Annotated in this window: 23 protein-coding genes, 1 tRNA gene and 1 pseudogene; 16 read left to right on the top strand and 9 right to left on the bottom strand. The window is 45.1% G+C overall.

The genetic code is table 11. The annotated features are described in order from the left end of the window. The first annotated feature begins 6 nt into the window (after positions 1-6). From OCV11_RS10320 to OCV11_RS10350, 7 genes are all read left to right on the top strand, one after another. Positions 7-516 (top strand): hypothetical protein, encoded by a 510-nt coding sequence (locus tag OCV11_RS10320; protein ID WP_261892778.1) that lies wholly within the window; start codon positions 7-9, stop codon positions 514-516. Positions 517-518: 2 nt separating this feature from the next. Further along, positions 519-797, top strand: coding sequence for a hypothetical protein (locus OCV11_RS10325; protein WP_261892779.1), 279 nt, complete (start codon positions 519-521; stop codon positions 795-797). A 72-nt stretch (positions 798-869) separates the two neighbouring features. After that, positions 870-2933 carry an SNF2-related protein gene (locus OCV11_RS10330; RefSeq protein WP_261892780.1) on the top strand — a complete coding sequence of 688 codons (2064 nt, stop codon included), beginning with the start codon at positions 870-872 and terminating at the stop codon, positions 2931-2933. Between the two features lie 42 nt (positions 2934-2975). Continuing rightward, positions 2976-3263 (top strand): helix-turn-helix transcriptional regulator, encoded by a 288-nt coding sequence (locus tag OCV11_RS10335; protein WP_261892781.1) that lies wholly within the window; start codon positions 2976-2978, stop codon positions 3261-3263. 2 nt (positions 3264-3265) lie between these two features. Next, positions 3266-3583 carry a hypothetical protein gene (locus OCV11_RS10340; protein ID WP_261892782.1) on the top strand — a complete coding sequence of 106 codons (318 nt, stop codon included), beginning with the start codon at positions 3266-3268 and terminating at the stop codon, positions 3581-3583. Between the two features lie 256 nt (positions 3584-3839). Then, on the top strand, positions 3840-4052 hold the full coding sequence (locus OCV11_RS10345; protein WP_261892783.1) for a hypothetical protein: 213 nt from the start codon (positions 3840-3842) through the stop codon (positions 4050-4052). Next, positions 4045-4620 carry a 3'-5' exoribonuclease domain-containing protein gene (locus tag OCV11_RS10350; protein WP_261892784.1) on the top strand — a complete coding sequence of 192 codons (576 nt, stop codon included), beginning with the start codon at positions 4045-4047 and terminating at the stop codon, positions 4618-4620. Before OCV11_RS10345 ends, OCV11_RS10350 begins: the two co-directional genes overlap by 8 nt. Here the strand turns inward: OCV11_RS10350 and OCV11_RS10355 are convergent. Beyond that, positions 4617-5789, bottom strand: a complete 1173-nt coding sequence (locus OCV11_RS10355) for a tyrosine-type recombinase/integrase (RefSeq protein ID WP_261892785.1) — start codon at positions 5787-5789, stop codon at positions 4617-4619. The genes OCV11_RS10350 and OCV11_RS10355 overlap by 4 nt on opposite strands. Before the next feature lie 173 nt (positions 5790-5962). On the opposite strand from OCV11_RS10355, the gene sbcB reads away from it, so the two are divergent. The 5 genes from sbcB to purT all read left to right on the top strand — a co-directional run bounded on the left by sbcB (position 5963) and on the right by purT (position 11141). Next, a complete protein-coding gene (sbcB, locus tag OCV11_RS10360) occupies positions 5963-7390 on the top strand; it encodes an exodeoxyribonuclease I (protein WP_261896273.1) in 1428 nt (475 codons plus the stop codon). 34 nt (positions 7391-7424) lie between these two features. Continuing rightward, entirely contained in the window at positions 7425-7847 is a 423-nt protein-coding gene (locus OCV11_RS10365; protein ID WP_261892786.1) for a CidA/LrgA family protein, read from the top strand. Then, positions 7847-8536 carry a CidB/LrgB family autolysis modulator gene (locus OCV11_RS10370; protein WP_261892787.1) on the top strand — a complete coding sequence of 230 codons (690 nt, stop codon included), beginning with the start codon at positions 7847-7849 and terminating at the stop codon, positions 8534-8536. Before OCV11_RS10365 ends, OCV11_RS10370 begins: the two co-directional genes overlap by 1 nt. A 242-nt stretch (positions 8537-8778) precedes the next feature. After that, the gene (gene cdd, locus OCV11_RS10375) at positions 8779-9672 is read left to right on the top strand and encodes a cytidine deaminase (protein WP_261892788.1); all 894 of its coding nucleotides are present in this window, start codon (positions 8779-8781) and stop codon (positions 9670-9672) included. A gap of 293 nt (positions 9673-9965) precedes the next feature. After that, positions 9966-11141 carry a formate-dependent phosphoribosylglycinamide formyltransferase gene (gene purT / locus OCV11_RS10380; protein WP_261892789.1) on the top strand — a complete coding sequence of 392 codons (1176 nt, stop codon included), beginning with the start codon at positions 9966-9968 and terminating at the stop codon, positions 11139-11141. Between the two features lie 70 nt (positions 11142-11211). Here purT and OCV11_RS25065 read toward each other — a convergent pair whose 3' ends face one another. The 3 genes and pseudogenes from OCV11_RS25065 to OCV11_RS10395 form a co-directional block, all read right to left on the bottom strand. After that, a complete protein-coding gene (locus OCV11_RS25065; RefSeq protein ID WP_261896274.1) occupies positions 11212-11721 on the bottom strand; it encodes a methyl-accepting chemotaxis protein in 510 nt (169 codons plus the stop codon). A gap of 30 nt (positions 11722-11751) precedes the next feature. Next, positions 11752-12528 (bottom strand): annotated as a pseudogene (locus tag OCV11_RS25070) (PAS domain-containing protein); the annotation flags it as partial. Positions 12529-12662: 134 nt separating this feature from the next. Further along, positions 12663-13310, bottom strand: coding sequence for a thiopurine S-methyltransferase (locus OCV11_RS10395; RefSeq protein ID WP_261892790.1), 648 nt, complete (start codon positions 13308-13310; stop codon positions 12663-12665). Between the two features lie 312 nt (positions 13311-13622). Between OCV11_RS10395 and OCV11_RS10400 the strand changes: the two genes are divergently transcribed. Continuing rightward, positions 13623-14396 (top strand): nucleotidyltransferase family protein, encoded by a 774-nt coding sequence (locus tag OCV11_RS10400; protein ID WP_261892791.1) that lies wholly within the window; start codon positions 13623-13625, stop codon positions 14394-14396. Positions 14397-14464: 68 nt separating this feature from the next. On the opposite strand, the gene ihfA is transcribed toward OCV11_RS10400, so the two are convergent. The 3 genes from ihfA to pheS all read right to left on the bottom strand — a co-directional run bounded on the left by ihfA (position 14465) and on the right by pheS (position 18628). Beyond that, positions 14465-14761, bottom strand: coding sequence for an integration host factor subunit alpha (ihfA, locus tag OCV11_RS10405; RefSeq protein WP_261892792.1), 297 nt, complete (start codon positions 14759-14761; stop codon positions 14465-14467). A gap of 465 nt (positions 14762-15226) precedes the next feature. Next, positions 15227-17614 carry a phenylalanine--tRNA ligase subunit beta gene (gene pheT / locus OCV11_RS10410; RefSeq protein ID WP_261892793.1) on the bottom strand — a complete coding sequence of 796 codons (2388 nt, stop codon included), beginning with the start codon at positions 17612-17614 and terminating at the stop codon, positions 15227-15229. Between the two features lie 30 nt (positions 17615-17644). Continuing rightward, entirely contained in the window at positions 17645-18628 is a 984-nt protein-coding gene (gene pheS / locus OCV11_RS10415; protein WP_261892794.1) for a phenylalanine--tRNA ligase subunit alpha, read from the bottom strand. A gap of 298 nt (positions 18629-18926) precedes the next feature. Here pheS and OCV11_RS10420 point away from each other — a divergent pair, with 298 nt between their 5' ends. Beyond that, positions 18927-19409: a GNAT family N-acetyltransferase gene (locus OCV11_RS10420; RefSeq protein ID WP_261892795.1), complete on the top strand. Its 483-nt coding sequence runs from the start codon at positions 18927-18929 to the stop codon at positions 19407-19409. Between the two features lie 105 nt (positions 19410-19514). Here the strand turns inward: OCV11_RS10420 and OCV11_RS10425 are convergent. Beyond that, positions 19515-19601 (bottom strand) — tRNA-Leu (locus OCV11_RS10425). A gap of 220 nt (positions 19602-19821) precedes the next feature. Then, on the bottom strand, positions 19822-20001 hold the full coding sequence (locus tag OCV11_RS10430; RefSeq protein ID WP_261892796.1) for a hypothetical protein: 180 nt from the start codon (positions 19999-20001) through the stop codon (positions 19822-19824). A 564-nt stretch (positions 20002-20565) separates the two neighbouring features. On the opposite strand from OCV11_RS10430, the gene OCV11_RS10435 reads away from it, so the two are divergent. Both OCV11_RS10435 and OCV11_RS10440 read left to right on the top strand, forming a co-directional pair. After that, a complete protein-coding gene (locus OCV11_RS10435; protein WP_261892797.1) occupies positions 20566-21465 on the top strand; it encodes a bestrophin family protein in 900 nt (299 codons plus the stop codon). Positions 21466-21619: 154 nt separating this feature from the next. Beyond that, a complete protein-coding gene (locus OCV11_RS10440; RefSeq protein WP_261892798.1) occupies positions 21620-22513 on the top strand; it encodes a LysR family transcriptional regulator in 894 nt (297 codons plus the stop codon). Positions 22514-22870 lie beyond the last annotated feature (357 nt).

The raw sequence follows: 22870 nt of genomic DNA on the forward strand, positions 1-22870 counted from the left end.
CCGAACATGAATTCCACCCCTTCAATAGAAACAATCGCTTTTGCATTATCAAACATCAATCGATTCACCGGCCATGTTGGCCAGTATAGCGTGGCGCAACATTGTGTAATGATTGCGGAAAAGCTACCTACTGAACATAAATTGTCAGGACTCCTGCACGATGCTCCAGAAGCCTACCTTGGTGATGTGTCAGCGCCTCTCAAACGGCTACTTCCGGATTATCGAGACATTGAGCAATATTACCATTCAGTGATCGACCAATGCTTTAATGTAGAAACTCAACACCCTGCAGTGAAGGAATTCGATCTTAGTATGCTCGTTGCGGAGGCCGCTCGGTTTGGTCTCCCTCTTGAACACTTCCCCAAGAAAGTCCCCTTATACACGAACCAATTCTCAACTTGGCCTGCGTGGATGGCTGAAAAGCGCTTTCTTGACATGTATCAAAAACTGACGGGAAACCCAGTAAAGCAGAGAGTAAAAGAGTCAACGATAACTCACAAAATAGTGGAAATTTAGAAATGAGACATTGGGAACTTCAAGAATTAGCAGGCGCAGCTTTAGGTTTAACGGAAGATCAAACAGAGGAGATAATAGATAGCGACGAAGACTTTGATACACCTCTCTTAAAGAAGTTTAATATTGATTTTGAACAATTCTCCAATGTTGCTGAAGCGCTTTTAAAACTAACTCCGGTTTTAAAATCTCCACTATCAGGAGAACTCGATCATGCATTCGTTAAACAAGTAGACGGAGGATACTTAGCAATAATTAAAACTCCTGCCATTATAAAATATTAACGTCTAGATCGCTCTTTCAGATCGCCAATCATAGGCTGCTATTAACAAACATATCTACTGTGTGGACCAAGCATGACAAATTACTATGGAAACTTATCCAGAGTTGATGGCGCGTGGTTATTATCTGAGATTAAACCTCACGTATCACTTCGGTTAAAAAAACTTTTCCCTCGAATCAGCACATATCAATCACCTCCTTTCTCTCTCAATGATACACCAGATACTGCAGCTGACTTGGTTTGGTTTATGTCTCGTTACCCATTAAATATAAATATTGTTGATAAAGGTTACTTATTCGGGCAAAACCATTTATATCTGGAAACGCAAGCAGCCAATGAGGCCATTCTAAATCCGGACTACAAACCTAAGGAGCGAATCGGTTTTCGCACTGGGAAATTGATGCGTATATATCAGCGCATCGCTGTTGATTTTGTCGAATCAGTAAAGTCAGTTTTAATTCTTGATGAAATAGGACTGGGGAAAACGATTGAAGGTCTGGGTATAGCAACGATACCTGGCGCTTTACCATTGGTTATTGTTGTCCAGCCACATTTACAGCAACAATGGTACGAAAAGGCATTAGAATTTCTAGAAGCGGAAGTTCACAAGGTGAATGGCAATAAGCCATATAGCCTACCACCAGCTGATATCTACATCATGAAATATAACCAGCTTTCCCCTTGGGTTGATGTTCTCACTCAGGGATGGGTAAGAGCTATTGCATTTGATGAAATCCAAGAACTCCGAAGAGGGAGGGACTCAGCCAAAGGAGCAGCTGCAGCAGCAATATGCCAGAGTATCGAGTATAAAATAGGTCTTACTGCGAGTCTGGTATACAACTACGGCATCGAATCTTTCAATATTGCTAGCATTATTCGCCCAGGCATCTTAGGAACAAGAGACGAGTTTCTTCGCGAATGGTGCTCAGATAGAAGTGACAAGGGGATAGTTAAAGATCCAAGCGCCCTCGGAGCCTACTTGCGTGAGCAAAGCATGGTAATTCGACGTACAAAGCAAGATGTTGGTCAGCAAGCAAAACAGCTTACTCCGCATTTGGAGTGGGTTGAACATAATGCTAAAGCCGTGTCGGATCTTGAAGATTTAACCAAGCAATTAGCCATGAAGACGTTCAGTGCCAATTTTTCAGAAGCTGGTCAAGCATCACGAGAATTTGATCTTCGTATGCGCCAAATGACTGGTGTGGCCAAAGCTAAACAGGTAGCGGCTTACGTGCGCATGTTCGCAAGCTCCGGAGAACCAGTATTACTTTATGGTTGGCACAGAGAAGTCTACGACATTTGGATGAAAGAGTTGCACGATCTAAACCCGGTCATGTTCACCGGCTCAGAATCTGCGACAAAAAAAGAGCAAGCAAAGCAAAGCTTCATTAACGGAGAAAGCAAGGTTCTAATCATGAGCCTTGGTTCTGGAGCTGGCATAGATGGACTACAACATGTTTGCTCAACAGTCATATTTGGAGAGTTTGCTTGGTCTAGTGAAATTCACCGCCAATGCGTTGGCCGGATAGATCGAGATGGGCAAAAGAAAGAGGTGTTTACCTTCTATGTTGCAACTGATTTCGGTTCTGACCCAGAAATTATTGATGTGCTAGGTCTTAAAGCTGATCAAAGCAAGGGCATAATGAATCCATATCAAGGCGGGGAAATAGCAAAACAAACTGATTCAAATCGAATTAAGAAACTGGCAGCAAGTTACCTTAAGGCGCAAGGAATAGAGCCCCCTCGAAAAACCCACGAGAATGGCACATCACCAACCCTAAAAGACATGTCTGATTTGACAAGTCTGTTATCAACAACTTCGTTTTCCGTTACGGATGAAAAAGAAACCCAAAGCCAAATAGAGCATCTACTTCAGAGAAGTGGAATTAAGTTCGAGAAAGAACACCGGCTCGATAGTGGCATTGTCGATTTTTTCCTTCCCGACACTGGGCTAGCGATCGAAGTTAAGGCAAACAAGCAATGGAATAAATTGGAGGTTTTCCGACAATGCGAACGCTACTGTAGTGAGGACAAGGTTAAAGGGCTCATTCTCGCAACCGCGAAAATTCAAGGCCTACCAGATATGATTTCAGGAAAACCAGCAAAGGTATTTCAGCTAAGCATTGGCTCTCTTTAGAAGAGTAAGAGTAGTAAAAAGTGATAACACCAAGGAGCGTTAATGACCTATCAGCAATCAATGTACACTTTCCAAGCTCCCTGCATGTCAACTCCACCAGCTAAACAGCCAGATGTGCAGGCTTCATATGACCAAGATAAATACCCAGATTCAAATGAACAGCTCATGTGCCATCAGGAAGTATTGGACCTATTTGGCGTTAAGCGCGGCGCAATCATTCAATGGCGTAAAAATCGCGGGTTCCCAGAGCCGATTACAAGCTGCCCTCTTCGATGGTTAAGAAAGGCGGTTTTTGATTGGATGAATTCAGCCGGCGGATGTAAGGAGTGAGCATGAAATTAGCGCCAGAAACAAAGGATCGGCTACACAAAGACCTAATTAAGTTGGGCGATATGATGGGTGATGGCTTGCATCATGAGCCTGATGGTAAGTGGATAAGTCGAGAGTATAGGAAAACGTTAAAAGCTCTTGGTTATGACGTTCCAACAAAACCAAGGGTAAACCGTTCGCCACAAATCAATGAACGCATGGAACAGCGAGTGAAAGAGGTTCAGTGCGGTAAGTGTGGAGGCGAGTTAAAACAGACTCGTTCAGGCTCAAAACGCGCTGTTTGCCAGTTATGTGGCGGCAAATGGCAACTACTCAAATAACACGGAATTTACTGATTCAGGTAAACCGCAATAACAAACCTCAGGCAACGCCATTTCCGCTATAGAAACCCGAAAGCGCAGCTCCGACACACTGCTAATGAACATTCGTTGCTAAGTCGACACCACTGTTCGAATAGAGCTTAATCATTAGTGCAATGGGCGCAACTGGACTAGCACGGAAGGTTACGCGCATTTGTCGTTGCCTGTCTCATCAATTCATTCAATGGCGTTCGCCGCTCTCAAAGAAGGATCGATTATGCCTGAAAACCGAGCATGTCCATTTTGTAAATCAATATGGGCCCCTGAAGAATTAGGACTTGAATGCCCAAAATGCAAGAAAGGATCATTTTTTACGATGCGACTTGGAGACATTGGAACGGCGATGCAATTCCATGCTCACAATTGGAGCTTGGATGATTTTTCAGTAATACCAAACAACAAAAATCAGGAGCAGAAAGAAAATGAGTGAAATCAATGACACTACAGTATTCGACACTGAAACGTGCGGGCTTTCCGATAAATCAGTTATCCTCACATTATCCGCAGTGCGATTTAACCGAAACGAAAGCAAGCTGGCGCTAGATAGAAAAGCGGAATTCCACGCTTCCTTATCAATACCAGAACAACTCTTAAAACAGAGAGTGATAGAGCCCGGAACAATGAAATGGTGGGATAAACAAAGTGAAGACGCAAAAAGCGCCGCATTTTTTGGTTCTGTCATAGGCAAGAATAAAGACATCCTTGAGAAATTCTTCCAGTTTATCTCTGGTTCCCAGCTATTTTGTCGCGGTACTGACTTTGATCCACCAAAGCTAATTAGTTTATGCAAAGACTTTGATGTGGAAGTACCATACAAATACAACCAGTATCGTGATGTAAGGACTTACATTGATGCCTTTACCGATGGAAACACTGGCTACCTTGACGACCAATCTCTAACAGACGACCTCATTCCCCATAATAGTCTTCACGACTGCTGGCGAGATGCCATCCAAATGGTGAGAGCTCGCCAGATTTTCATTGATAAAATAATCTAGATTTCTTTCTGCACTTGCTCAAAAAGGCAGTCTGCGAATTTTTCGTAAGCCTCTTTCTGTTCCGCTAGCCAATCGTGCTTATTGTACACAGCCATAATTCCACCAAGCTCATGACCAAGCATTTTCTCAGTAACATGAGGCATTGTTCCCAGCTCGGAGCATATCGTTGAAATACTCCGTCGAAAGTCATGTGTCCTCCAGTGCGCAAGAGGCAAAATATCCCTCATTCGCCTAATGTACCGATTGGCTGCGGAAATTGTTAAAGGCTTCTTCAATGAACTACCAGGGAATAGATAGTCATCATAGATATTCATGAGTCGTTCCAGCATGGGCTTAATTTGCCTTGGAATAGGTCTTCTGATTGGCTTTCCCATCTTGCTTAGCTCGGGTGGGACAGTCCAAATATCATTATCCATGTCAAAGTGTGCCCTTCTCGCTAGACGCAACTCAGAAACGCGATTCCCCCACAGCATAGTGATCAAGTGAAGGTTCTTGGTCGATGTGCCCGCCTTACTCCTTTCGATACAAATCCATATCTTCGCCAACTCAGGCAAACTCAACACTCTAGATCCAGTTTGAGCACTAGTTCCAACATCCTGTTGTTTAATTTTGGAAAGGTTAGTGCCCGATATAATAAACTTAGATTTACAGAAATTAAGGCACGCTCTCATCTTTGAAAATGCAGAGTTTGCTGTCTTTGGGTTCTTTTTAGCTATATCGTCAAACCACCGCATCCACTCCCTAGCTGGTATTGTTTCCACATTTTCACCAACAAAGGCAGGATAAAAATAATTACTGGCCACAGAAACATAAAGAGTCCTTGTCCCTTCTTTCAAAGTTGACACTTTATTTTCAAACCAAAAGTCTAAACAATCCTGCAACGTCACAAAATCGGTTTCACCTGTTAACGCTATTTCTGGATTTTTACCCTCTTCTTTAAGCTCAAGCATCCTTCTGTGAATTTCTCTTGCTTGCTTTAAATTTATGAAAGGATATCGCCCAATGCGAAAACGCTTATTTACGCCATTGTATCGACAGCGGTACTGAAATATGATGGACGCCTTAGGAGTGATTTTAGCGACGAGACCGTTACCGTCTTTTAGTTCAGACGGCCCAGAATACTCGCTCAAGCGCTCAATAGCTTTTAGCTGTTTATCGGTAATGCTCACGACGGCACCTCAGAGGACACACCCGAACACAAAATAGGACGCATTTAAGGACGCAACCCATGATGTGAACGGATGAAAAACGAAAAAACTGTCGTAAAAATATAGCACACCATAAATCAGCAATCGACTGATAGATAAGGCCTGTTTTGCAAAACAACGAACATCAAAAGAAAATTACAAAAAATAGCGAACAACCGTCATTCTTCTTCTTTGACTATGAAACATGGGGCACCAGCCCAGCCAAAGACAGACCAAGTCAGTTTGCTGGCATTCGTACCGATGCAGACTTCAATATTATTGGTGATCCACTGGTCATGTATTGTCGCCTTCCAGCCGACTATCTCCCTGGCGCTGAAGCCGCGCTGATCACCGGAATCACCCCACAAAAAGCGATGAGCCAAGGCGTATCTGAGCCTGAGTTTATCGGGCGTATTTATGAAGAGCTTGCTCGTCCTAATACCACCAGCCTAGGTTACAACAGCATTCGCTTTGATGATGAAGTCACTCGTTACACCTGTTACCGCAACTTCTTTGATCCTTACGAGTGGAGCTGGAAAAACGGCAACTCGCGTTGGGATCTACTTGATGTGCTGCGTGCTTGTCATGCTCTGCGTCCGGAAGGCATTGTTTGGCCGGAAAATGACGAAGGCTTTCCTAGCTTTAAACTGGAACACCTCTCTAAAGCCAATGGCATAGAGCACGATAATGCCCACGATGCGCTCGCCGATGTTATCGCTACTATTGAAATGGCAAAACGTGTCAAAGCGGCTCAACCTAAGTTGTTCGACTACTTTTACAGTATGCGTAACAAGCGTAAATTGACGGAGCTGGTTGATATCGTCAATATGACACCACTAATGCACGTCTCTGGAATGCTGGGGCGCGAATGCCAATACACCAGTTGGATTGTGCCCGTGGCTTGGCATCCAACCAATCAAAACGCAGTGATTACGGTGGATTTGGCCAAAGATCCGACGCCACTACTTGAGCTTTCTGCACAAGAGTTGCAGACCCGCCTGTATACGCGTAGAGAGGATCTAGCTGACGATGAGTTGCCTGTACCCGTGAAATTAGTTCACCTTAATAAATGCCCCATTTTGGCCCCTGCCAAAACGCTGACGGCGGAAAACGCCAAAGTCATCGGCATTAATCGTGAACAATGCTTGGCGAATTTGGCGACCTTGCGTGAGCATCCAGCCATTCGCGAAAAACTCATTACTCTCTTTAGCCAAGAACGTGAATTTGCTAAAGATGACGATGTAGACACACAGTTGTATGACGGTTTCTTCTCCCCAGCGGATAAAGCAGCAATGGAGATCATCCGTGAAAGCAACCCAGAACAATTGGGTTCGTTAGATTTGCAGTTCAGTGATAAACGCATTGAACCTTTGCTGTTCCGTTATCGTGCGCGTCATTATCCATGGACATTAAGCGATACAGAGCAACGTCGTTGGGCTAATCACTGCCGAGAGTATTTTGAAAACAATATTGAGGCTTATATGCTCAATTTGGAAAATTTGGTTCACGAACATGAAAGCGATGCTCAGAAAATCGCGATATTAAAAGCCGTATATCGGTATGTAGAACAACTCGCCTCTTAAATTTGGTTTGTCTTTCTTCTGATGTGACATTTTTATGATAAACACACTTCTAAAATACGTGGTTTCCTTCGCCCTGATCTTTATCTGTTTGACGATCGGAAACTGGATACAACACCTGCTGGGAGTTGCGATTCCTGGCAGTATCTTTGGCATGCTCCTTCTTTTTGCTCTCTTGGCCAGCGGTTTCGCGCCCGTTGACTGGGTCCGTCCTGGAGCGCACCTTTTTATCCGCTACATGATGTTGTTATTTGTCCCTATCAGCGTAGGGCTTATGAACCACTTTGATATGCTGCTCTCCAATGCGTGGGCCATTCTGGCAAGCGCCATCGGTGGCAGTGCACTGGTCATGGTGACGTTGGGCTTAATTTTGGACCGTTTTTTAAACGCCGACAGTAAGCGCATCAATGTGAAAGCCGATATCAAAGCCGACACCAAAAGCGTTAAGGGGAAAGCATAATGTGGCTCGTACTTACCTTAGTGGTCTTTTTTATCTGTCGCTGGATTGCGACAAAAATTCATTCACCCATCGCTAACCCGCTGTTAATGAGTATCGTGGCGTTAATCGTTATTTTGATGGTATTTGGTATCGACTTTGACACCTACTACGCCGATAACGTCTACATTAGTGACTTGCTTGCTCCTGCCGTGGTCGCCCTTGCATTTCCGCTCTACGAGCAGTTACCGCAAATTCGCGCTAATTGGCGCATTATCATGCTGGCTTGTACCGTTGGTAGCTTAATGTCGATGATAACGGCGAGTTTTATTGCGGTGGTGATGGGGACGAACTTGACCCTGATTGCCTCTCTTATGGCAAAATCGGTGACCACGCCAATTGCGATGGAAGTTGCCCGTAACTTAGGTGGCGAACCCTCTATCGCAGCGATTGTCGTGGTGTTGGTGGGTTTGTTTGGGGCGATTTTGGGGTATCCAATTTTTAAACTACTGAATATCACCCACCCCATTGCACGCGGCTTAACCATGGGGTCAGTCTCTCACGCGTTGGGCACCGCAACCTGCGCTGAACGTGACGGCCAAGAAGGTGCATTCAGCTCACTCGCGCTTGTGCTCTGCGGGATTATCACCTCAATATTGGCACCGATTGTCTTTACTGCTGTTCTTTGGCTACATCATATTGTGGTTGGCTAAAAAGACAAAACAGCTCAAATAACGAGCTTCGCAAATCCAGTGTGAATCAATATGTGATGGCGGGTTGCTGAAAAGTTAACCCGTCTTATTTTATCGGTTGCATGGATGTAATCGATCCCAAGTGTGATCTCACTCTCTTTATGTAACAATAAACAATCGTTTCATTTTAAATGTGACATTTATCACACCTTTGTTTTGTGTGTCTCTTACACTATTGTTCCATAAACAAACAAGGACAGCTTATGAAAGGCCGTATTCAGGAGGCACTGAACAGCTTACCACCGCAGATCGCTGAGTATCTGACTCCAATTGTATTAGCTCACGATTTTGACGCGACTATCTCTGCGGAACAATTCAGCCAACTTATTGAAATCTCAGGTTATCAAGACGCTGATTTGCGAGTCTGTTTACTGCCATTAGCCGCCGCTTACGCTTATGTTCCTATTTCCAATTTTTATGTGGGAGCATTGGTTCGTGGCCTAAGTGGACGCCTCTATTTTGGCGCCAATATGGAATTTTCCGGCGCGCAGCTTGGTCAAACTATCCATGCCGAACAGGCAGGTATCAGCCATGCGTGGACCAAAGGTGAACAAGGTATTGTGGATGTCACCGTGAACCACACACCTTGCGGTCACTGTCGTCAATTTATGAATGAATTGACCACCGCCAAAACACTGAAAATTCAATTGCCACAAAGAGTTGGACAAACTCTACAACACTACTTGCCTGAATCGTTTGGCCCAGCGGATCTCGACATCACCACGCTACTCATGGGTAAGATCGATCACGGTTATACCAGCGACAGTGACAGTGAACTGGTCCAGTTAGGCGTTCAAGCATTAAATCGCAGCCATGCTCCTTACACGCAAAACTTCAGTGGCGTGGCTTTAGCAACGAGTACCGGCAACAGCTACAGCGGCGCTTATGCGGAAAACGCAGCGTTTAACCCTAGCCTACCACCACTGCAAGTGGCTCTGGTTCAGTTGCGCATGGGTGGAGATGAGTTTTCCACCATGACTCACGCTGCGTTAGCAGAAATGGCGACCGCATCGATTAGCCATCTTGCCTGCACTCAATCAACGTTAGAAGCGATTAATCCGGATATTGAGCTTGAGTACGTAGCACTCTCCTCATAATGATGGTTTGGGCAAAAGCCTCACCTGTGGCTTTTGCCCTAATTTACCTACAACAATTGGTTGAATATCTGAAGTACCGCCAAGCTCTCTTTTTTTCCACCCGACTCACCGCATAATGATTAAAATTTATGTGCTAACCGTTATGGTTCAATGACATAAAGACGTCATTATTCCAGCGTATACTAGCCCACATTATTTCCATACCAGCGGCACGCAAACGTTTGCTTTTCTATTTTTTTTGCGTATCATTGCCGCAACTTCACAAAGTGATACAAACGTAATAAGGATTCCGTATGTTGGGGACTGCAACCCGAGCTAATGCTACTCGTGTTTTACTTCTTGGTTCTGGTGAGCTAGGCAAAGAAGTGGCGATTGAATGTCAACGCCTAGGCCTAGAAGTGATTGCCTGTGACCGATACGCTGATGCGCCTGCTATGCAAGTGGCACATCGCAGCTATGTGTTCAATATGCTTGATGGCGAAGAGCTACAAAAAGTCATTGAAGCAGAAAAGCCACACTTTGTGGTCCCAGAAGTTGAAGCCATTGCCACCGCTAAGTTGGTTGAATTGGAAGCACAAGGTTTAAACGTTGTTCCTACCGCTAACGCGACACGTTTAACCATGAACCGTGAAGGTATTCGTCGCCTAGCAGCAGAAGAGCTGTCTCTTCCAACGTCACCTTACCGTTTCGCAGACAACTACGAAGATTTCGCAGCGGCTGTCACTGAAGTGGGTATCCCTTGCGTGTGTAAGCCAGTAATGAGTTCATCAGGCAAAGGCCAAAGCGTTATTAAGACTGAAGCCGACATCGACAAAGCGTGGCAATACGCTCAAGAAGGCGGTCGCACTGGCGCTGGTCGTGTAATTGTGGAAGGCTTTATCGACTTCGATTACGAAATTACCCTGCTGACCGTTCGTGCTGTTGATGGCGTTCACTTCTGCGCACCTATCGGCCATCGTCAAGAAGACGGTGACTATCGTGAATCATGGCAGCCACAAGTGATGTCTGAAAACGCGCTAAAAGCAGCTGAATACGTTGCAGAACAAGTGGTTAATGCCCTTGGTGGTTACGGCCTATTTGGTGTTGAGCTGTTCGTTAAAGGCGACAAAGTGATCTTCAATGAAGTGTCACCTCGTCCACACGATACCGGCTTAGTAACACTGGTTTCTCAAGACATGTCTGAGTTTGCGTTGCACGTACGTGCCTTCACTCGTATGCCTGTAGGTAAAATTACCCAATACGGTCCTTGTGCATCTGCCGCCATTCTTGGTCAAGGCACCTCACAAAACATCGCTTACAGTGGTTTAGAAGAAGCGCTAGCAATGCCACAAACGCAAATTCGCCTATTCGCAAAACCAGAAATCAATGGTCGTCGCCGTCTAGGTGTTGCTCTGGCTCGTGCTAAAGACACGCAAAAAGCAGTTGATGCTGCGATTGCCTGTGCAAAAGCAGTTAAAATCGAATACTGATTTCCAGTTCTGTAGTGATTAAAAAAGCGCGTGTTCAACGCGCTTTTTTGTGCCTGTCATTTAGAAAACTCTAGCGTTCCACATCGGATTTCAGAGCACTGACTGTCTCAGCGATATTCTCGGCCCCCGATTTGATGGCATCGATTAACTCCTGAGTACGATGCAATTGGTCATTACACTCTTCAACACGGCGTTGAATCGATTCCATCGTCTCTTCTGAATTCTGAGTTAATTCAGTATTGCGTTTTACAATCGTGCCAATTTCGTCGGTTGCTTTTGACGTATTGGACGCCAGAGTGCGCACTTCATCGGCTACCACAGCAAATCCGCGACCATATTCCCCTGCGCGAGCCGCTTCTATCGCTGCATTCAATGCCAATAGATTGGTTTGATCGGCAATTTTCGAAATGGTGGTTACGATTTGGGTGATCTGCTGCGACTGTGCCGCCAACTGCTGCATCAAGCCACTCGCCTTGCCAACATCCTTGGTAATGTTGCTCGCCACGTCTACTGCTTGATGTAATGTACTTGCGCCATCAATCGCAATCTCAACGGTTTGTTGCGACGTCTGCTGTGCCATATCAGAGGCGTTTTCAATGGCCTGCTGTTGCTTCACACGCCGGGTAATATCGGTCGCGAACTTAACCACTCGCACGACCTTGCCAGATTCATCCATCACGGGATTATAGGTCGCTTCCAACCAGATCGATTGACCGTTTTTGCCTTTGCGTTCAAACATGCCGCAGGAAAACTTTCCTTTCGCCAAATCAGGCCAGAACTGAGGATTTTGCTGTAAAAAATCTTCTTTGCAGAACATGCGATGATGTTGACCACGTATCTCTTCTACGCGATAACCGACACAACGACAGAAGTTGTTGTTGGCATCAAGAACCGTTCCGTCAGGGGTGAACTCAATAAACGCTAACGATTTTTGCAGGGCAGTAAATACCGCTTGTTGGCGTTCTAACTGATGCTTTTCGGCAGTCACATCACTCGCAATTTTCACGACTTTCGTAATACGTTGTTGGCTATCAGGGACCGGTATGTAAGTCGCATCAATCCAGATCTCTTCTTGATTGCATTTAACGCGCTTAAATACACCGTGCTGCGGTTTCCCTTGCGCCAAATCACGCCAGAATGAGTTATAGGCTGCCAATGAAGTAAATGCCTCTTCACAAAAGATCCGATGATGCTTACCTTTCACCTGCTCAAGAGAGTACCCCATCGCCGCAAGAAAATGCGAGTTAGCGTACTCAATCGTGCCATCACTTTTAAATTCGATATAAGGCACATTGACCTTAATCGCATCCAAGATGTGGTTTTCGGTATGGTCATTGCTCGCCACCAATTCAGGGCGCGCAAAGGGACGTGAAGCAAAAGAGAACATGCAATATACCTTCAATGTATTTATTCAAACTTTATCTCTTCCTAAGGAAGAGTTCGTTCAGTGCCAACCGACGAATCAATACAGCTAAGGTGTACTGCACAGGCGCTTTTCACGCTTCTTAATCGAGGATTGTTTTAACTTTGGATCAGCCAAACCGTTTCTGCAAACCGTGACAATCCTTTTTTTGCTCTTTGTGGATGAGCTGCATCGACATCATTGCAATTGAGTAAAGTCACATCAAAATCTGCGAACAAGTCGGCTATTTCGTGCTGTGGAACACTAAATGGCGGTCCTGACAATTCCTCTTGTGGGTAGTCTAGTGACACCAATAAAATTCGCCCACCGGGGTTAAGCAACTGCTTTAAACGCTCAGCGTAGGTAACACGCATAGATTGAGGTAGAGCAACTAAAGCCGCGCGGTCATAAACAAGGTCAACTTTATCAACGGGAGCAGTAAAAAAATCTCCGGTGTACAACGACAGTTCATCAAACTGATAGAGCTCATGATGGTGGTTTAACTTAGTGACTAATGGCGTGTAAAAATGCTCAGCAAAAAAGGCGCGCACAGCGATTTGGCTGAGCTCAACGCCGATAACGTCATTATGCTTTTCAGCCAACCAAACTAAGTCCTCACTTTTGCCACACAGAGGCACCAACACTTTCTCGTCACGTTTCGGCTGCAGTGCAGGCCAGAACTGAGTCAGCAGAGGATTCACATCGTTAAGATGAAAACCGATTTGGTTACTGGCCCATTTATTGTGCCAAAATTCAGGGTCGTTCATTGCGCTACTCTTGTTCCATTTTGGGGGCAACAGACTACCCTATTCCATTTTGTAAAGGTAGCCATTTTGTATCAAGCCTTGACACTTTTCGTTACATTCTCGCCTGGGAACCAATTAGCTGCGTAACGGTCTGATTAAATGTAGCTTTTAATATTGCTCACGCCAATAGACTGTCAGCTTTTGGTCAGAAGGATTGTAATCGATTTAGTGAGCCCCATATCTTAAGAGCAACACGCTCCAACTCCTAACGCCTTGGTGTCATAGAAACTTTTTGTTCCCATTTTGACCCAATAGCGAAAGCTAAGGAGAGTTATGAGCCTATTGTTACGCACGACCGCGATCATGCTGCTGTTGATCAGCCGCGCGCCTGCATTTGCAGCCATGTCGGTCGATACCAGCGCTAAGGAAGATCGTAGCGAATCGCAAAATGAAATCAGCTCAAGTGTCTTTCGTCATAGTTTGAGTGGTCTTTACGGTATTCAAAGCAACAACACTCGAGTGATTCAACCCTACAGCGACTTTACTGTGCTCTACAGTAAAGCTCACCAAGCACAACATGAATTGGAAAGTTTGTGTAAAAGTGCCGCCCTGCAAACCACCACATCCGTGCATTTCTCAGGCGTGAAATCAGAGCAACGTGCCTTAGATAAAATTGATACCGAGTTTAATGGTCAAGCAGAACGTATCACCGACCTTGCTCGCGCAACGATTGTTGCTGACGATGTGCCAAGCTTAGTTCGAGCTTACGAAGTGCTTAATCGCCAAGCGACCATAGTCAAAGTGAAAAACCGCTTTAAGCATCCTGCACCATCTGGCTATCGTGATTTGAACGTGCTCGTTCGTCTGCCTAAAACGCAAATCGTTGCTGAAGTTCAATTGCACTTGAAAGACATTGCCGCAGTGAAAAACGGGGCAGAACATGACATCTACGAACAGATTCAACAAATTGAGCGTAGAGCGTTAAAAGAGAATAGAGAGTTAAGTACCATGGAAATGGCACAAATAGAAAAAGTAAGACAGCAATCCCAGCAGCTATATCAGCAAGCCTGGCAACCTTATATTACAACTCAGCTGCAGGCCGCTTAACCTGAAATTCCCTATCAGAAATAAAAGCATACAGACCATGTCTCATGACATGGTCTTATGCTCGGTCCTTATTTGACGTCTTTTAGGTTCTCGACACGGGCTTTCAGTTTTTGCCCTGGGCGGAACGTTACGACACGTCGTGCGGAAATAGGAATGTCTTCCCCTGTTTTCGGATTACGACCTGGACGTTGATTTTTATCACGCAGATCGAAGTTGCCGAAACCAGAGAGTTTTACCTGTTCGCCGCCTTCGAGTGCTCGACGAATTTCTTCGAAAAACACCTCAACCGTTTCCTTGGCATCACGTTTGCTGAAACCTAATTTTTCAAACAGGCTTTCTGCCAAATCGGCCTTTGTGAGCGCCATAAAACTTCCCTCAAAGCTTAAGTCAATCTTGCTGTCTTTAGGACAGCGCCTTCGCAGCACTGAGCTGCTTTTTTGCCTTGCCGAATCAACAACATATCGGCTGCACTTGAAAAGTGTATGACAAGCTCATGATTTTCGCCAACTTTTTTCAACGGGGAAAATCGTTCTCTGACAAAAACTAGACGCATATAATTTGAAAAAGTCCAAAATTTGACGTTGAAACAGAGCTTAATTAAGACAATTATCAGATGATAATTCTTATAAAGCAATAATTTATAGTATTTTATATCATTTAAAACGAATTTAAAAATTTTCCCAGTCAGATCAAATTTTTAAATTCTCTAAAAAATCATAAGGTTACTTGACTCCATTCTAACAAAACACGGTGGTCAAGGTTGCGGCACAATAAAAAAAGAGGCTTCCATCGGAAGCCTCTTTTGCAAATTTGCGGTATAGATAACAAATTTAGTCGCGTAGTGTCGCGCCAAATTGTTCGCCAATCGCAGCCACAATAGCATCCACTGCTGTCGCAATATCTGCTTCTTCTAGAGTGCGTTCAGTTGATTGCAGGATAAGTGCAATCGCAAGGCTCTTCTTACCTTCCTCAATACCTTTACCTACGTAAACGTCAAATAGGTCAGCTTCTTTAAGAAGTTCGCCACCCGCTTGCTCACACGCTTTAACAATCACATCCGCAGCGACTGCTTCATCCACTACTACCGCGATATCACGACGGTTTGCAGGGAATTTAGACAGAGAAGCTGCTTCAGGAATGACGCGAGTCGCAATCGCATTCCATTCGATTTCGAACACGATAGTGCGGCCGTTCAGACCAAATTTACGTTCAAGTTCTGGATGAACAGTACCGATCACACCCACTTGTTTACCATCAAGGATAATCGCTGCTGATTGTCCTGGGTGAAGCGCTGGGTGTTTCACTGCAGCAAAGCTGTATGCACGACCGTTAGCAGTTAGCTCTAGAATCGCTTCCAAATCACCTTTTAGGTCGAAGAAATCAACGGTAGTGGTGGTTAGGTTCCAGTGCTCATCGTTTACCGTACCTGAAATCACACCCGCTAGCATTGGCTCTTGGCGCATGCCGTTTTCTGCAGATTGTTCAGGAGTAAAACGTAAACCGTATTCGAACAGGCGAACACGAGGTTGTTGACGTTTTTGGTTACGAACTACGGTGTTTAGCAGACCTTGAATTAGGCTCAAACGCATCGCTGACATATCGGCAGAGATTGGGTTTGGTAGCACTAACGGCTCAACATCTGGCACGATCAGTTTTTGTTGTTCAGGTTCAACGAAGCTGTAAGTGATGGCTTCGTGGTAACCACGGTCAACTAAAAGATCGCGTACACGTTTAAGAGGCAGATTCGCTTCTTTGTGTAGGTTCATGTTTAGACCAGCCACTGGCGCTTGGTTTGGAATGTTGTCGTAACCGTAGATACGGCCGATTTCTTCTACCAAATCTTGCTCAATTGCAATGTCAAAACGCCAGCTTGGCGCTTTCGCTGTCCAACCAGACTCTGTGCTTTCTACCGTCATGCCTAGGCGTTCAAGAATTTCTACCACATCAGCATCTTCAACATGGTGGCCTAGTAGGCTATCCAGTTTAGTACGACGCAGTGAAACAACGTTCGCTTTTGGTAGATCAGTTGCTGATTCAGCAGTTACCACTGGGCCTGCTTCGCCGCCACAAATAGCAAGAAGCAGTTCAGTTGCACGTTCAATCGCAGCAACTTGCAGTTCGAAATCCACACCGCGTTCAAAACGCATTGAAGAATCAGTGTGTAGACCGTAGCTACGTGCACGACCGCGAATGGCTGCGGGTGTGAAGTAAGCACACTCAAGTACTACGTCTTTGGTTTCAGTGCTCACACCAGAGTGTTCGCCACCAAAGATACCTGCAATTGCCAAAGCTTTGTTGTGGTCAGCTACAACCAAAGTATCTGCATTTAGCTCTGCTTCGCTGCCATCAAGAAGAGTCAGTTTTTCACCTTGCTCAGCAAGACGGACAACGATGCCACCTTCGATCTTAGCCAGATCAAATGCGTGCATTGGTTGACCTTGTTCCAACATGATGTAGTTAGTTACATCAACCACAGGGTCGATTGAACGAATACCACAACGACGCAATTTTTCTTGCATCCACATTGGGCTTTGCGCTGCAACGTTAACGTTCTTAACCACGCGGCTTAGGTAACGAGGACATTCAGCTGTTGCTTTAACATCAACTGCCATAGTGTCGTTGATGCTTGCTGCAATCACATTAGTCGCAGGTGCAGTCACATCAGCGCGGTTTAATACGCCTACTTCACGAGCCAGACCACGGATGCTGAAACAGTCAGCGCGGTTTGCTGTAAGGTCTACATCAACCGTCACGTCGTTTAGCGTTAGGAATTCGCGGAAATCAGTACCGATTACAGCGTCTTCAGCCAACTCCATGATGCCGCTTGAGTCAACGTCAATGCCCAGTTCAGAGAATGAACACAGCATGCCGTGAGATGGCTGACCACGTAGTTTTGCTTTTTTGATTTTGAAATCGCCAGGTAGTGTTGCACCGACAGTAGCCACTGCTACTTTAAGGCCTTGACGGCAGTTAGGCGCACCACAAACGATATCAAGAAGTTCTTCTTCGCCCACGTCAACTTTCGTTACGCGTAGCTTGTCAGCGTCTGGGTGTTGTGCACATTCAACAACAAGACCCACTTTAACGCCGTTAAATTCGCCAGCAACAGGAAGAACGTCGTCTACCTCTAGGCCAGCCATAGTGATTTGATGAGTAAGCTCGTCAGTTGTTACCGCAGGGTTAACCCACTCACGAAGCCATGATTCACTGAATTTCATAGTGTTTCTTTTCCCTCTTGGGGCCCCTGATTACTTAAACTGTTTGAGGAAACGAAGGTCGTTTTCGAAGAATGCGCGTAGATCGTTTACGCCGTAACGCAACATAGTCAGACGCTCTACACCCATACCGAAGGCGAAACCAGAGTATTTTTCAGGGTCAATGCCAACGCTACGAAGTACGTTAGGGTGAACCATGCCACAACCTAGCACTTCAAGCCATTTGCCATTTTTACCTTTCACGTCCACTTCTGCTGAAGGTTCAGTGAATGGGAAGTAAGAAGGACGGAAACGTACTTCCAAGTCTTCTTCAAAGAAGTTACATAGGAAGTCGTGCAGAATCCCTTTCAACTGAGCAAAGTTCACATGCTCATCGACCAACATACCTTCCACTTGGTGGAACATTGGGGTGTGAGTTTGGTCGTAGTCGTTACGGTAAACACGGCCAGGTGCGATAAAACGCAATGGTGGCTGGTTGTTTTCCATAGTACGAATCTGTACACCTGAAGTGTGCGTACGAAGCATCAACTTAGGATTAAAGAAGAAGGTATCGTGGTCAGTACGCGCAGGGTGATCAGCAGCGATGTTCAACGCATCGAAGTTATGGAAATCATCTTCGATCTCTGGACCAGACTGAACAGTAAAGCCCAGTTCACCAAAGAAGCTTTCAATACGCTCGATAGTACGAGTTACAGGGTGTAGACCACCGTTCTCGATACGACGTCCTGGTAGAGTCACATCGATGGTCTCTTCTGCTAATTTCGCTTCAAGCTCAGCACGTTGCAATGCGTCTTTACGAGCAAAGATCGATTTCTGAACTTCTTCTTTGGCAGCGTTAATCTCTGCACCAGCAGTACGACGTTCTTCTGGTGGCAATTTACCTAGGCTTTGTAGTTGAGCGGTAAGCTCACCTTTTTTACCTAGATACTGAACACGCACTTCATCAAGTGCGACTAACGACTCGGCAGCCTCAATGGCTTTGGTCGCGTTAGCAATAATCTCTTGTAGATGTTGCATTGTTTCCTCGTCTGCTAATGAGCAGTTTCCTTTAGGAACTCAAAAGGAGTTCCAAGGGTCCCGACAGAGTGTCCAGACGGGTACCCGATAGGTTGACCGTAAGGGATTCTTGGGGTATTTCAAATAGTTTTACATAGTACCGAAAGCCGCTGTTAAAGCCAAATGAAAAGCGTTGTTAGCGGCAACTTCGCGCATTTGTTCGCCAAGTTTTTCCTTGAATGAATCAGAATGCTCTGAGAAAGTAATGGGCAGTTGCCAAGCATCTGGTACTAAGACATTTTTCCCCACTGGAGATAATATGCAAGCACGGATAGTTCCTATTGATTCACATCACGATCAAGCCATTTGTCAGATAATCAAATCCGTTGGCGCTGAATTTGGGGCGATTGGCGATGGCTTTGGCCCATCAGATGCTGAAGTACTGAATATGAGTCAGCACTATTGTGCTACGAAGCGTAGCGGCTATTTCATCGTTGAGCAAAATGGCATTGTTTTAGGTGGTGGAGGTATTGCACCATTTGCTGGCTCCGCCGAATGCTGCGAATTGCGTAAGGTCTTTCTGTCCTCCACAGCCCGAGGACTTGGTATCGGCAGACAACTGGTCGCGCATTGTCTGCAATTTGCTCGCGAGATGGGTTATCAGCAGTGCTACCTTGATACGTTACATACCATGTCGGGGGCGATCGCACTCTATGAAAAGTTGGGCTTTGAACATCTGCCCGCACCACACGCAGGCACGGAGCATAACGGTTGTGATGTCTGGATGGAGTGCCAGCTTTAGCCACCGGATGCTAACTTGGCGCGAGTTCACACAAATCGATAGAACGAAAAAGCCCTGACGTTTCCGTCAGGGCTTTTCAATTCGGTGTGCATAAGCACGAGGTGATGGTGCCCCGGGCCGGACTTGAACCGGCACAGCGCGAACGCCGAGGGATTTTAAATCCCTTGTGTCTACCGATTTCACCACCGGGGCAACGCATAAATGCGATGGAAGACACCATCTGTTCGACACGCTTACGTGAGAACCCCGCTAATGTACCCCATTACTGCGGTAGGTCAACAAAAAATATCGACAATTCAACCAAATGAACAACAAGCACACCAATTGAATGCATTCTCGGCAAATTAGGTTCACTCTCTGTTCGCCATTTTTTGTACCCTTCACTCATCTTAATAAGATGACCGCTTGGGATTTATAAACTCCAACCTGCGAACCCCGCAAGCAGTAGAACCATACCATAGGTAAGCCAATAACTTTGGCGGCGCATCTGCCCGAACCGGCTATCGGCTTTCATCAGTAGCGCCAGCGCTATCACTAACCATTTTCGATGTTTGGGCCGCGCGGTATTGCTCTTTTGTGTATTAACGATCATTTTACTCTCTCTGGCTGATTAATGGACACAGGTTTACCTTCAATCAAACATTGAATGGTGTGTCTCTAATAATTTTTCCGTGAGAATAATAGGATTATTGAGATGCGTCTAATTGAGCTTATCTAATTATTCATTGATATTCTCTATTGGTTCTTTATTAAAATTGAAAAACATTGGCTTATAAAATTTGTCGGATAACTTTAACCTTAAAAATATCACGGTTATTTCTATTTCTAATATATCGCCAACAACTCAAAACTGGAATTCTTGATAGAGCGCCTCTATCACCCAATAAAAACAACCCATTTGACCCGCTGACCTTTGGTCATTAATCTTGATCGAGCGCAATAAAAAGTGCAAATAGGTCAGTTTTGCTCTTAATGAACCCTATTAAGCCGGTGAATCTGGCTAATACTCTCATAATGAATCACTGCTATTTCCTCTATTGGCAAATCTCTTTTATTTATCATTATATATCGTTTATTTTTGGCTTTTTATTTAAAAGGATAAATCGAAAAATAAATAAAAGACAACCCATCGCTATTATTATTTCTTTGGCAAACCATGATCGTTCATCCTAAAATAAATCTCTGGAATATTCTCTTTTCCTTAAAGGGCTCAATAGCAAAACGTATTGCTAAACGTAGCTTTATGATCACGGCACTCGCCTCTTTCATTGTTTTGGTCGAGGGGGCTTATCCAGCGCTATTTGCCCATGTCAATGCAACCCCTTTTACCTTGCTCGGGATTTCTCTCTCTATTTTTATGAGCTTTCGTAACAATGCTTGCTACTCTCGTTGGTGGGAAGGTCGCCAAGCATGGGGAGAGGTGATCACCGAAATACGTTCATTTACCCGTGCAAGCCTATGTATTAGTGATGCCACTTTACGAGAAATGCTACTGAGGGAGCTATGTGGTTTTACCCATGCACTGGCAGCCAAGCTACGGCATGAACCAGAATTTCCCGCAGCTCAAATATGGCTAAGTCAAGATGCACAAAAATACGGTCACAATGTCAGTGAAGGGATCTTACGCCATATTAGTGGCCACTATTTTGCGCTCAGCCAGTCTCATCAAATCACTGGTTGGCACTATATGGTTTTAGAAGAGCGCCTACAGCACCTTGCCCAAGCTCAAGCCACTTGTGAACGCATCAAGAGCACACCACTACCCTTTCCTTATACCCTGCTATTTCATCGCACTATCTATATCTTTTGTTTGTTACTTCCGTTTGCCATGGCTGAACCGCTCGGTTGGCTCGCTCCCATTTTTACTACGATTGTGAGCTACACTTTTCTAGGGCTAGATGCATTAGGTGATGAACTTGAAGACCCATTTGGCCACGAAGAAAATGACTTACCAATAGATGCCATGGTGCGTATCATTGAGCGCGATATATTAGATAGTTTAAACATCGGTGAGCTTCCTCCTCTGCTGCAACCGAAAAACTACGTACTAAGCTAATCATCACGGCTTGCCACTATTTAACCGCTAAGCCACGAATCACTAATTTTAGTTTTCGATAACAAACCAAGATAAAAGAACCGAGAAACATCGGTCATTCGTCTCAACACCGGCCTATGCTGTGCATTTGCGGCAACAGGCTCAAGGAAGCTTCATGGATATTAAGCAATTAAAATATCTCATTGCGCTCGATGAAACCCAACACTTTGGGCAAGCTGCTGCGCTATGTCATATCACTCAACCCACGTTATCAATGCGTATTCGTAATCTCGAGGAAGAACTTGAGCTTACCTTGATCAATCGCGGACAACGTTTTGAAGGATTCACAGAATCGGGAGAACGTATTCTCGCCTGGGCGCGCAGTGTGTTAGCTGCTCATGATGGCTTGCAAGCCGAAGCTGCCAATTGTCGTGGGCAGTTGGTGGGCAGTCTGCGCTTAGGTATGGTCCCTTTGATCAGCCTAAACCCGATGACGCTGTTAACCACTCTAACCCAAACCTATCCAGAATTGCGCTATCAACTGAGTTCGAGTAACTCAGAGCAAGTGATTGAAGGGCTCAATCGTAATCAATTGGACCTTGGCCTGTGTTACATCGACCAAATCGATACTCATCATTTTGAAGTATTGGAATTGGCTGCCACCAGCATGGGGTTACTGTTTGATACACGGCATTATTCGTTTACCGAGCCAGAGATGAGCTGGGAGTCAATAAGTCATATTCCTTTGGGTTTATTAACTAAGGGGATGCATTATCGTAAGTCGATTGACCTTAGTTTCAGTAGCAAGAACCTCACGCCGCAAATTCAATTAGAAAGTGATTCAACCTTTCAACTGTTGCAAGCCGTCAATGCCGGCTTATGCTGCGCGATCATGCCCCTACATTGCGGCATGGAAAGCATGAACGAACATCTTAAAATGGTGCCGATAAGCGAAGCGAAAGTACGCTCTCGCATTGGATTGCTGATGAGGAAAGCCGAACCACGCTCAGCACTTGCCGAACGCTGTTTTGCTGCGGCGCGCGATCTCTTCTCTCATCCCCAACCATAGTCGCAAGATTCATTTACGACGAGTACGCAGAAACAAAAAAGCCCTGACTGCTAAGTCAGAGCTTTCTTATTTGGAGCAACACACGAGGTTCCCTTTTCGTAAACCTAGACGTGACCTCAACCTTGGCAAGGAACTCCGCTTAAATCAGCGCGGTGAACTTTTAATATACGCAGAAACAAAAAAGCCCTGACTGTTAAGTCAGAGCTTTCTTATTTGGAGCGACACACGAGGTTCCCTTTTCGTAAACCTAGACGTGACCTCAACCTTGGCAAGGAACTCCGCTTAAATCAGCGCAGTGAACTTTTAAGGTACGCATAAACAAAAAAGCCCTGACTATTAAGTCAGAGCTTTCTTATT

The organism is Vibrio porteresiae DSM 19223, from assembly GCF_024347055.1.
Taxonomy (GTDB): domain Bacteria; phylum Pseudomonadota; class Gammaproteobacteria; order Enterobacterales; family Vibrionaceae; genus Vibrio; species Vibrio porteresiae.